The 11,991-nt window shown below is 39.8% G+C and carries 11 protein-coding genes; 5 read left to right on the top strand and 6 right to left on the bottom strand.

Annotation, left to right across the window (positions count from 1 at the left end; genetic code table 11):
* Positions 1 to 189: 189 nt before the first annotated feature.
* Positions 190 to 1,017: a nidogen-like domain-containing protein gene (locus tag ACOI22_RS14095; protein WP_420672757.1), complete on the bottom strand. Its 828-nt coding sequence runs from the start codon at positions 1,015 to 1,017 to the stop codon at positions 190 to 192.
* A gap of 461 nt (positions 1,018 to 1,478) precedes the next feature.
* On the opposite strand from ACOI22_RS14095, the gene ACOI22_RS14090 reads away from it, so the two are divergent.
* On the top strand, positions 1,479 to 2,624 hold the full coding sequence (locus tag ACOI22_RS14090; RefSeq protein ID WP_420672756.1) for an iron-containing alcohol dehydrogenase: 1,146 nt from the start codon (positions 1,479 to 1,481) through the stop codon (positions 2,622 to 2,624).
* Between the two features lie 61 nt (positions 2,625 to 2,685).
* Here the strand turns inward: ACOI22_RS14090 and ACOI22_RS14085 are convergent, their stop codons facing one another.
* The 4 genes from ACOI22_RS14085 to ACOI22_RS14070 all read right to left on the bottom strand — a co-directional run bounded on the left by ACOI22_RS14085 (position 2,686) and on the right by ACOI22_RS14070 (position 6,119).
* Complete coding sequence (locus ACOI22_RS14085) at positions 2,686 to 2,844, bottom strand: YqaE/Pmp3 family membrane protein (RefSeq protein WP_420672755.1); 159 nt, start codon at positions 2,842 to 2,844, stop codon at positions 2,686 to 2,688.
* A gap of 312 nt (positions 2,845 to 3,156) precedes the next feature.
* Positions 3,157 to 4,437, bottom strand: a complete 1,281-nt coding sequence (locus ACOI22_RS14080) for a TRAP transporter large permease (RefSeq protein ID WP_420672754.1) — start codon at positions 4,435 to 4,437, stop codon at positions 3,157 to 3,159.
* Positions 4,438 to 4,439: 2 nt separating this feature from the next.
* Entirely contained in the window at positions 4,440 to 4,973 is a 534-nt protein-coding gene (locus ACOI22_RS14075) for a TRAP transporter small permease subunit (protein WP_420672753.1), read from the bottom strand.
* Positions 4,974 to 5,048: 75 nt separating this feature from the next.
* Positions 5,049 to 6,119, bottom strand: coding sequence for a TRAP transporter substrate-binding protein (locus tag ACOI22_RS14070; protein ID WP_420672752.1), 1,071 nt, complete (start codon positions 6,117 to 6,119; stop codon positions 5,049 to 5,051).
* 254 nt (positions 6,120 to 6,373) lie between these two features.
* Between ACOI22_RS14070 and ACOI22_RS14065 the strand changes: the two genes are divergently transcribed.
* From ACOI22_RS14065 to ACOI22_RS14055, 3 genes are all read left to right on the top strand, one after another.
* Positions 6,374 to 7,783, top strand: a complete 1,410-nt coding sequence (locus ACOI22_RS14065) for a cache domain-containing protein (RefSeq protein ID WP_420672751.1) — start codon at positions 6,374 to 6,376, stop codon at positions 7,781 to 7,783.
* On the top strand, positions 7,780 to 8,442 hold the full coding sequence (locus tag ACOI22_RS14060) for a response regulator (protein ID WP_420672750.1): 663 nt from the start codon (positions 7,780 to 7,782) through the stop codon (positions 8,440 to 8,442). Before ACOI22_RS14065 ends, ACOI22_RS14060 begins: the two co-directional genes overlap by 4 nt.
* 89 nt (positions 8,443 to 8,531) lie before the next feature.
* Positions 8,532 to 10,529 (top strand): ATP-binding protein, encoded by a 1,998-nt coding sequence (locus ACOI22_RS14055; protein WP_420672749.1) that lies wholly within the window; start codon positions 8,532 to 8,534, stop codon positions 10,527 to 10,529.
* Positions 10,530 to 10,541: 12 nt separating this feature from the next.
* Here the strand turns inward: ACOI22_RS14055 and ACOI22_RS14050 are convergent, their stop codons facing one another.
* On the bottom strand, positions 10,542 to 11,147 hold the full coding sequence (locus tag ACOI22_RS14050; RefSeq protein WP_420672748.1) for a LysE/ArgO family amino acid transporter: 606 nt from the start codon (positions 11,145 to 11,147) through the stop codon (positions 10,542 to 10,544).
* A gap of 193 nt (positions 11,148 to 11,340) precedes the next feature.
* Between ACOI22_RS14050 and trhA the strand changes: the two genes are divergently transcribed.
* Positions 11,341 to 11,991, top strand: a complete 651-nt coding sequence (gene trhA / locus ACOI22_RS14045; protein ID WP_420672747.1) for a PAQR family membrane homeostasis protein TrhA — start codon at positions 11,341 to 11,343, stop codon at positions 11,989 to 11,991.

Below are 11,991 nucleotides of genomic sequence, written 5' to 3'. Positions count from 1 at the left end.
ACAAGTTATCATTATTCCTGGTATGCTTACCGCTTTTAACCTGGGCCAAAAAGATACCGTCTTTGGCATTGATGCAATAGTTTTTTTGCTTGTTATGTTTTTAGCCGTGGTGATTAATATATATTTTGAAACTAAAAAGGACGCTAAATAGCGTCCTTTGTTTGAATATTATTCATCAAAGCTAAAGTATTATTTAGTCATGCGGCGGCGCATGCCTAATGCAAATAAGGCTAAACCCAACAAAGCAACAGAACTTGGCGCTGAGGCGTTAACCGGTGGGTTAGAGATGTTTCCACTTCGTGCGCTAAACACGTAGCGTCCTGCTTCGCCTATATTTGAGCCAGTGTTCAGAGCGTTTGAACCGCCGTTGATAAATGCACCATTAACTGCAGAACCTTCGAGTTCTAATAAGGTGCCGGCTTCACCGGTTCCGTTTGAGTAGCCAACGCGAGCAGAGTCACCGCCGAGGCCCAGCAAATTGCTACCACTAGCTTCGCCCGTTTCCCATAATATGTCACCGTAGTTAAACTCAATATCAAAATCACCTACGAATATGTCTGAACGGTCAATTAGTACTAACTGAAAGCTGTTTAAAATGCCATTATCGTTGGCATTATCGTAATAATTTACGTCAATCCAATTTACGCCAAATGCATTTGTACCATCAACTGTGCCAGTACCATATGTTACTTCTTCACCTATACCATTGTTTGTATCTACGTCAGCAAAAAATGGAGCAATAATTTGGCGGCCAGTTGAGGTTAAATCAAAAGGTGTAAAAGTGTTTAATCGCGAATCAAAGGTAACATTACCGTTGTTATTAACGAATAATGTATTAAAGGTTTCGCCAAAGAAATTGATTTCAAAACCGGTACTCACTTCGCCGGTAGAACCGTCATCATTAGCGCTAAGTGTCATTGCATTGAACCCTGAACGGATAGTGCTAGCATTTGCTGTTGCGCTAAGTACGCTTACAGATAATAGGGCTGCAACCCCGATTTTTTTTAAACAAGTCATAAAGTGTCCTAATTACTACTATTTTGATTTTTTTTTAAAATTAAAAGCCATTACTTTTATATTGACTACGCCACTAACTTTATAAAATCAAATATTTAAATGAGCTTATAAGTTCTGGCTTGTTAATATAAACAATAAAAAGACCAAGAATAAATGTTCTCAATAAGCATTTGATATAACAAAACTTTAGCTTACATTTTAAATTGCCCATGTAACAAATATGTTATTTTTGTGGTGCTGTTGTAAAAATTATGGACACCCAAAATGAACGCAAAATTAACAGCTAAATTATGAGTATTACAAAAAGTTAATCACGTTTTACTCTTTTAATTTTATAATTTGTCGCCATTGTGGTGGTACTTAAAAATGGGCACGATAAATTTGTATATAGTGCTTTCATAAAATGGTGTCGCTTCTCCTAACTAGTAGCACTAGCCATTTACTAACAACAGGACAAAAAAATGAAATTTAGTTATGTAAATCCAACCCTTATCCAATTTGGCCAAAATCAAATTGCTTCTTTAGCAAAATTAATTAGCAAAGATCAAAAAGTGCTTGTGGTTTATGGTGGCGGTTCAATAAAGAAAAACGGTGTTTACGACCAAGTTAAAGCCGCGCTATCTGATTTTGATTGGCTTGAGTTTTCGGGCGTTGGCGCTAACCCTACAGTTGAAGTGCTAGATAAAGCCGTTGCTATTTGTAAAGAGCAAGGTGTTGATTTTGTGCTAGGTGTGGGTGGCGGTTCAGTCATTGACGGGGTTAAATATATTGCAGCCTCAGCCGTATACGACGGTGACGGCTGGGACATTCCGTCAGGAAAACACGTAGTTAAGCAGGCGCTACCCATTGGTGCGGTGCTCACATTGCCAGCCACAGGATCTGAGTCAAACCAAGGCTCAGTAGTGAGTAAAGCCGCGACGTCTGAAAAACTGGCATTTATGTCACCAGCAGTACAACCAAAATTTGCGGTGATGGACCCGGATGTAATGCTTACGCTTCCTCCTCGTCAATTAGTCAACGGGCTGGTTGATGCTTGGGTACATACTTGTGAACAGTATTTAACTTTCCCTGCTGGCGCTTTAGTGCAAGATGCATATGCTGAAGGCTTATTAAAGACACTAAAAACTTTAGGTGATAATTATGATAAGCAAGACGATGCATGGCGCGCTAATTTAATGTGGGCTGCCAACCAAGCCCTTAACGGTTTAATAGGCTCAGGCGTTGCGCAAGATTGGGCTACGCATATGATTGGCCATGAACTTACAGCAGCATATGGTGTTGACCACGCGCGTTCACTAGCAATTGTGCAGCCTTCATTATTACGCAACCAACTTGAAGTTAAAAAGCCAAAGCTAGAACAAATGGGCATTAATGTGTTTGGCTTAGAGCAATCGGACGATTTAGCGTTACGAACAATTGATGCGATTGAAGCTTTCTACCATAGCCTAGACGTTGCTACGCAACTTACTGAACATAATGGCAACAAAGCTGAAGCGATTGATACGGTAATTAGTAAATTGGAAGCACATGGCATGCTAGCCTTAGGTGAGCATCAAGCAATTACTATTGAAAAGAGCAGAGAAATTTTAGAAAAAGCAGTCGCTTAATCGAAGGTTTTTAGGCAATAAAAAAGCATGCTAATTTAGCATGCTTTTTTTTTGGATTATGTTATCGCTTGGCGATAATCCACACAGCGTGAATAATGCCAGGAATATAGCCTAAAATGGTTAGCAATATATTTAAGAAGAACTGACCACTTAGGCCAACTTGTAAAAATACGCCAACAGGTGGCAGAATGATTGCTAATATAAGTCTAATGATGTCCATGTTGTCTCCCAATGAATTGTAGTTGATTAATATACTTGTGTGTCAGCCAAGGCGGAAACGCTTTAAGCTGTGTTTGATTTATAATTTGCAAGGCGTATACCAGTAAATGCCAGCTTTATTATTTAATTCTAACGCACTGATATTATTGATTTTTATATTGCCTCGCAGTTTTTTGTAAACAAACTTGAACACAAGCACGTGTAAATATTACACGTTTATTTGCAGCATTATTTGTTTATTTGATACATCCAAGCTGGAAATAAAAAGACGAGCACTAGGCTCGTCTTGTATATTTTGCGTCGCTTAAGTCACTTAGAACAAAATAAAAGTGTCAGGGAAGGCGACTATTAAACCAAGTACCAGTACCTGAATAATAATAAATGGCACTACACCTTTATATATAGTGGTAGTTTTAAATGACTTAGGTGCCACGCCTTTTAAATAAAATAGGCTAAACCCAAAGGGCGGTGATAAGAAGGACGTTTGCAAATTCATTGAAATCAAAATAGCGAACCATATAAGGTCGATATCAAGTGCAATAGCCACCGGTGTGATAATAGGCACTACCAAGAAAGCAATTTCAATAAAGTCGATAAAGAATCCTAAAAGCAAAATGGCGAGCATTACTAAAATAATAAAGGCCCATTTCTCACCTGGTAAGTCCAAGAAAAACTCTTCTACTAAGTACTCGCCGCCTGAGTAACTAAATACCATAGAAAACGCAGTAGCACCTATTAACACGGCAAATATCATAGACGATACTTTTACTGAATCTTTTGATACCGCAAAAATAGTTTTAAATGAAATACCACCATAAAACTGCGCTAACACTATGGCACCCACCGCCCCAATCGCTGATGATTCAGTAGGGGTCGCAATGCCCGAAAAGATAGAGCCCAGCACCGCTATAATTAATAACATAGGCGGAACAATGTCTTTAGCGGCTTGCTTTAAAATAGTGGCTTTATCTTCTTCTACAGGAATAGGCGGGCAATATTCTGGTTTAATGTAACTAAGAACTAATATGTAAGTCACATACGCGCCAATTAGCATAACGCCAGGAATTACAGCGGCTTTAAATAAATCGCCTACAGCCAAGCCCATTACATCGCCTAAAATAATAAGAATAATAGAGGGCGGAATAATTTGACCCAATGTACCTGAAGCACAAATTACACCAGCAGCAGTGGGTTCATGGTATCGGTTTTTAAGCATAACAGGCAGGGAAATAACGCCCATTGCCACTACTGAAGCACCTACCACGCCAGTAGAAGCGGCAAGTAATGCGCCTACCACAATAGTAGATATAGCCACACCACCTGACAAACCACCAAATAACTTGGCGGATGATTCAAGTAAGCGTTCGGCAAGCCCGGTTTTTTGCAGCACAATCCCCATAAATATAAACATGGGGATAGACATCAAGGTAGTATTTTCCATGATGCTCATTATGCGATAAGGCATAAATTCGAATAAATCGATACCTAAGAAGAACACGCCCACAATAACGGATACACCCGCAAAGGTGAATGCAACGTAATAGCCCATAAATAGCAAAACAAGGGCAACAAAAAAGAGAATTAAACCTTCCATTATTAAACCCCCTCGCTATGAATGTGGTCTTCGTGAACGTTGGGGCCTTTAAGTTTAAGTATGTTGCCAACAACCGTATAAAAAATACATAAAATTAAAAATGCGTTACTAATAGGGATTACGGAACGAATAATCCATCGGTAAGGTAAGCCGCCCGGATCGGGGCTGCCTTCCATCATTTCATAGGCATCAAAAGCATAAGAGTAGCCGTAATACATCACAATTATTGTGATAGGAAGCGCAAAGAATAGTGCGGCAAAAATATCAATGTATGCTTGAGTATGAGGATTTAGTTTCTCGTAAAATATATCCACGCGAACGTGAGCATCTTCTTTTAGCGTAAATCCTATGCCGAACATAAACATTGCCGCAAACAAATGCCACTCCAACTCTTGCATACCAATGCTGACATCGTTGAAAAAATAACGCATCAACACATCGTAAAACACATTGGCTACCATCAATATCATTAGCACAACGCAAAGTTGCCCCATCATATCGATAAACTTGCCAAGTGCCATGTGTAAAAATTTCATTTGTTTGAGACCTTGTATAAAAGAAGAGGTATCTACGCTAGATACCTCTTGTGAATAAAAATATGCTACCTAAACTTATTTTGAATCAAAGTTATCTAAATAAGCGCGATCAGAGAAGTTAGTCCACTGACGAGCTTTATCACCGTAACTATGAATAGATTCTAAAATTTTCTTAGTAAGAGGGTCGGCTGCCGCAAACTCTTCAAGTAACTTGTCGTTTTCAGCTTTAATCGCATTCATCACTTCAGGTGGGAATGAACGAATTTTTACATTCGGATATTCTTTTTGAAGTGTAGCTAAGTTTTCAGAGCTTTCATGGGTAGACTGGGTATACATATCATAAGCGGCGGTTTTCATAGCCACCGTCAATATATGTTGAAGATCTTCAGGCAGTGAATTAAACGCTTTTTCGTTTACCATAAACTGAAGCTCAGTCGCAGGCTCATGCCAACCGGTGTAGTAATATGGCGCAATTTTGTGAAAGCCCATGCGTAAATCAAGTGAAGGGCCAACCCATTCAAGTGCATCAATGGTGTTACGCTCTAACGCTGTATATAACTCGGCTGAAGGGATATTTGTTGGTTTAGCGCCTAATTTAGCTAACACTTCGCCAGCAAAACCCGGGATACGCATTTTAAGGCCTTTTAAATCTTCAAGGGTGTTAATTTCTTTTCTGAACCAGCCGCCCATTTGGTTACCAGTATTTCCGCCTGGGTACGATAAAATGCCGTATTTGCTGTAGGTTTCTTTCATTAGCTCCATACCGCCGCCATGATAAAACCACGCGTATTGTTCAGGCGTTGTCATACCAAAGGGCAGGGTTGTGAAAAACATAGTGTTGATGTCTTTACCCTTCCAATAATAAGACGCTGAATGGCCCATTTGATACTGGCCCGTTCTCACAAAATCAAAAATACCCAAGGCTGATTTATGCTTATTCGCAGAATCAATGCGAATTTGTAAACGGCCGCCAGACATTTCTTCAACCATTTTGGCCATATTCTTAGATGCATCACCAAATACTGGGAAGTTTGGTCCCCAAGTTTCAGCTAAACGCCAGCGGTAAGTTTTTTCTTTAGCAAAAGCCATGGGGCTAAATGCAATACTGGCTGCTACCAGTGCTGTGAGCAATGATTTAATTTTCATGTTGTGTCCTAAATGTTGTATGGATAATAAGAGCACCTACTAACAAAAAATACGCTAGCTTAGCGCCAAAATTGTTTCGTAAATGTAAAATATTTATTGCAAATAAGATATTCGTACAACTACCCATGCAATGCTACCTATTTATACCTACGACCATAGTCGCATTTTCACGTTTGGCACCATTAACACGTGGATAATTACTTCTTATTCTGCGATCCTTAACACTGTGTTAACATAATTCTTTGGTCTTAGCTATGTCTTTTTCATTGCGCATGCAATTCTTCGCGGTGGCGCAAGTTATCCTAACCGCCCTATTAACGTACTTTCTAGTCACTCATGAATACAGAAATTTATCTGCAGAAAATGTGAGCACTCTTGAAATATTTTTAATTGCGCAAAAACAACAAGAGCTTAAAAATTACACCGCAATTGCCAAAGCATCCATTCAACATATTTATGACATGGCTGGTGCTAATGACGAACAAGCGAAGGCACAAGTAGCGGCGATTATATCGAGCTTGCTTTACAACACTAGTGACGGCTACTTTTTTGTATATGATGACAAAGGTACAAACATTGTTTTACCCACCGAGCCTGAGCGCAATGGCAATAATTATTGGGAGTTATTAAATAATAAAGGCGAGCCCACCATTCAAATACTGATTGAGAATGCCAAAAACGGCGGCGACTTTTACCGATATGATTGGAATCAGCCATCAACCGAAAACATTACTGAAAAAATGAGTTATTCAGACTTTCTACCCAAATGGGGATGGATGTTGGGAACGGGCGTATATTTAGATAATGTAAAGCAACAAATGCATTCAGTGCATGTGGCTATTGACCAACAAATAGCGAATACACGATTCATTATATTGGTAGTGGCAATCACATCAATTTTCTTTATATTTATTGTAGGCACTTGGCTTAACTTGAGTCAAAAAAAGGCCTCTGACACAAAGATAAATGAGTTGGGACAAAAAATAGTAACCTTGCAAGAAGAAGAGCAACGGCATATATCGCGTGAATTACACGATGGTATTGTACAGGTACTGGTGTCTATAAAATATTCATTGGAGGCAACGGGAAAATACTTACAAAAAATGGCGGTTGAAAAGCCAGCGCCTCTTGAAAAAGCACAAGATAATTTAAGCAATGCAATTGGCGAAATTAGGCGTATTTCTCATCATTTGCATCCTCGCATATTAGATGAGTTAGGGTTATCTGCGGCCATTGAGGCTTTGGGCAACGAGTTTTCAGAGCGAACTGGGGTGGCGATTAGTATTAATAAGCCAGCATTGAGCAAATTATTACCTGATCATATTAACACTACGCTATATCGCGTTGTTCAAGAATCGTTAATGAATATAGAGCGCCACGCTAACGCCAATACGGCAACAATCAATTTAACTATTAAAGATAATTGGTTAACATTACAAATTGCTGATGACGGTGTGGGGATGCCTGAAAACGGCACAAAATGCACAACTGACGTTGGCATTGGCACTCGTAACTTGGCTGAAAGAGTGGAGTATCACAGCGGTACATTTTGTATTGAATCTGACAATAGCGGCACTACGGTAATTGCGAAAATACCCCGTTCGGCGTTTGCAAATTATTATACCCAAACCAAAGAAGCCGCTATGCACAAAGAGAATATATGACACAAAATTTAAATAAGGTTAGCGCTCAAAAAAATGCTATTCGCGTAATGCTAGTAGACGATCATCCCATGGTGCAAGATGGCCTAAGTGCATGCTTATCTTTTTATGATGATATTGAGGTGGTAGGCGGCTGCTTTAACGGGCTTGATGTGCTAGAGCAAGCGAAGGCGTGCGAGCCTGATGTAGTGCTTATGGATATTAGTATGCCGGGGCTAAATGGCCTAGATGTTACTGAAATATTAAAAGAGGCTTTGCAAAATACTAAGGTGTTAATTTTCAGTATGCATGAAAGCGCAGAGTTTGTTACCAACGCTGTGCAGGCCGGTGCTTCGGGGTATATTTTAAAAGACACTAATTCAGAAGAGGTGTATCAAGCTATAAAAGCAGTGGCGAGTGATAAGTCGTACTTTAGTGGTTCAATTGCTAAAATGCTCATTGATAATCCCTTGCAAGCGCGAAGCGAACGCTTAACTAGCCGCGAACAAATGATTTTGTCTTATATTGCTAAAGGACAGTCAAGTAAAGAAGTAGCACAACAACTCAACATCAGTTTCAGAACGGTAGAAGCCCACAGGCGGAACATCAAAAGTAAGCTTAACTTAGATTCATTAGCTGAGTTAGTTAGGTATGCAGTTAACCAAGGATTGGTCGATAAGTAGCTGTTAGTTTATTTGTTTTCAAATAAATCATTCCTTGTATACTAATTTTGTATTCGCTTATTTAGCCATCGTATTCTTTAGGTGTAATTTTGAACGTACTTAGGCAATTTCATAATTTAGTGTCAAATCCATCACTTTCTTTGGAAGACAAAGTGAATGGTTTGTTGCGCTTAGGCTTAACGATATTTGAACTTGAAATGGCAATTGTAAGCCAAGTTAAAGACGATGTTTATACGGTTGATTATGCTCAAAGCGAAGGCGATGTTGTTAAGGTGGGGACTATTTTTCCACTCAACGATACTTATTGCTGGCATACGCTTAGAGCCAACAAGGCAATAGGTTTTCATCATTCAGGCCAAAGTGAAATTGCTACCCACCCTTGCTACTTGCAAATGCGCCTTGAGTCATACATTGGCGCCCCTATTATTGAGAACAATAAGGTAATAGGGACGGTGAATTTTTCTGCTTCAAACCCAAGAGCCCCTTTTACCCAAGAAGAAATTGACTACATAGAACTGTTTGCACAATGGTTTGGGCAAGAGTTTTCACGGCAAAAAACACTCACAAAGCTCAGAACAAGTGATATTACGCTGCGCAAGTTAGAGCGAACTGCCAATATAGGCACGTGGGAAGTGGATATGATAAAAAACACGTTAACGTGGAGTGAGCAAACTAAGGTTATCCATGAGGTTGAATCTGACTATGAGCCAAGCTTAGATGTAGCAATTAACTTTTATAAGCCAGGTGACAGTCGAGACACCATTACACGCTTGGTGAATGAAGCTGTAGAGCATGGCACGCCTTGGAATGTAGATTTGCCCATGATTACCGCCAAAGGAAATGAAATATGGGTAAGTGCGCAGGGTGAGGCTATTTTAGAAAACGGTAATTGCACAAGAGTATTTGGCGTACTTCGAGATATTACCGAAGATAAGAAACAAGAGGCTCGGTTAAAACGCGCCAAGGTTACTGCCGAGAATGCTTCGCGCGCAAAAAGTGAGTTTTTGGCTAATATGAGCCACGAAATTAGAACCCCAATGAATGGTATTTTAGGGACACTTCAGTTGTTGTCGCGGGAAGAAATTAAGCAAGCTCATGCAGAACTAATTAGTAGGGCCATTTACTCGTCAAAAACACTGCTCACCATTATTAACGATATTCTTGATTACTCGAAGGTTGAAGCGAATAAACTGACTTTAGAAAGCTCTGATTTTTCAATAATGGAGTTGGCAAAGTCGGTTGAATCCGATTTGAGTGGCGAAGTGAATAAAAAGAATATTTCACTGGTATCGGTTTGCGATGACAATTTTATAGATGGCTGGCAAGGCGACCCCGTGCGGGTAAGGCAAATACTGTTAAATATTGTTTCCAACGCGGTAAAATTTACCGAACACGGTAGTGTCACAGTCAAATTTGGGCAAGTCAATTATAAGAACATACCATCTCTTTTTATTGAAGTGCTTGATAACGGTATAGGTATGAGTGATGAGGTTCAGCATCAAATTTTTGAACGATTCACGCAAGCTGACTCTTCAAGTATTCGAAAGTTTGGCGGAACGGGTTTGGGTATGGCTATAACTGCAAGCTTAGTTGAACTGATGCAGGGGAAAATTGAGTTGTCGAGTAAGCTAGGGAAGGGGACTCGCGTAAGCGTAATCTTACCGCTACCACAAATAGAACTTCCTGAAAAAATTGCCAAAGCTACCTTAAATACAACACCTAATTTGCGCGGCAAGCGAATATTAGTGGCAGAAGATAACGAAATTAATCAATATATTATAGCCGCTATGCTAGAAGAAACAGGCGTCGATTTGGATTTTGCCGCAAATGGAGAAATAGCCGTTCAAAGCTGTAAAGACAAGCAGTTTGACCTAGTTTTGATGGATATTCAAATGCCGGTAATGGATGGCGTGGAAGCCTTCAAATATATTAAACAAACGAATAGCCAATTACCCATAATGGCTATAACTGCGAACACTATGCCTGATGATGTTAAGTCGTATCTTGAACTTGGGTTTGTTTCACATTTAGCTAAGCCAGTAATTATAGAAAAGCTATACGACGAGCTTACAGCGTTGCTTAGCTAGCAAAAAGTAAATTTAATAAACTACTAAATTAATAGCCAGAGCCGTCATAACAAGACCTATTATCCCTTCAAGTATTTTCCAAGAACGGGGTTTCTTAAATACCGGTATAAGCAAGCGTGCGCCGTATCCTAGTGAGAAAAAGAAAACAAATGAGGCAATTACAGCGCCCAAATTAAACGCGTATTGTTGGCCTTCGTACTGCGTTGAAATAGAACCAAGCAGAACAACGGTATCTAAATATACATGGGGGTTAAGCCACGTGAATGCTAAACACGTAAGTAGCGCAGACCACATGCTGCCAACTTCTTCTCCTTTAGCATCTAAGCCATGGCTTTGTGTAAATGCCGATTTGAAACTCAAAATTGCATATACAATTAAAAATGCGGCACCCGCATAGCGAGATACGGTTTCAATGCTGGGATATTCTTTCACTAATGTGCCAAAGCCGGCAACGCCTGCACTAATAAGTACGGCATCAGAAAGGGCACACACAAAGCAGATTACAAACACATGTTGCTGCTTTAAGCCTTGTTTTAGTACAAACGCATTCTGAGCGCCTATTGCCAAAATGAGTGACAAACCAAGGGTAAAACCGGTGAAAAATACGCTGTAATCCATAAAGTGCTCTTACCCTAGTGAAAATGTAAACAAACTATATTTAAGCCTAAGCCAGCAATAGTATAGTGAGAACATTTAAAAACAAAACAATTATTATGATGTATCAATACCTTAAAGCGTATGCGCTTAATTTGAGTGTACATGTGTACGCTGAAAAACTATAATACGCTTTTTATTTCTTGAGCTTTAACGTATGTTGCCTCGCAAGCTAGATTCAATTGACCCTAACGCTTATTCTAATCAAGAGGAATGGGTAAATACGGCAACGCATTTATTAGGCTTTGTATTGGCGCTTGGCGGTTTGCTGTTAATGCTTATAAAGTCTACCGGTATATTGGAATACGCTATTAGCTGTATTTATGGGCTCAGCTTAGCGTTTATGTTTTTATCTTCAACGCTTTATCATGCTGCGCGTAAACCTAGCCGGCGTGCCATGCTACGAAAAGTTGATCATATTGCTATTTATGGCCTAATTGCGGGCACATATACGCCTTTCCTATTGCTGGCGGTAGGCGGGCTCTTAGGGCTATATTCCGCTATTGTGGTGTGGTCTATTGGCGTGGGCGGCATTGTATTTAAAAGCATTTTGGGAAATAAATACCCCAAGTTAGGGTTAGCCACTTACGCAATAATGGGCTGGTTAGCTATATTCTTAATTTATCCTATTTATCAAGCGTTGTCGGGTGCCGCGTTTACTTTATTGCTTGCCGGTGGACTTTGCTACACATTGGGTATTCCTTTTTACGCCGCCAAAAGCCGTCACTATTCACATGCTATTTGGCATGTACTGGTATTTGCTGGCGCGTTCTGTCATTTCTTCGCTATTTATTTATACATACTGTAA

The organism is Glaciecola sp. 2405UD65-10 (genome assembly GCF_048820975.1).
Taxonomy (GTDB): domain Bacteria; phylum Pseudomonadota; class Gammaproteobacteria; order Enterobacterales; family Alteromonadaceae; genus Glaciecola.
Note: the sequence above shows the minus strand (reverse complement) of the source record. Positions and strands in the feature narration are given on the sequence as shown.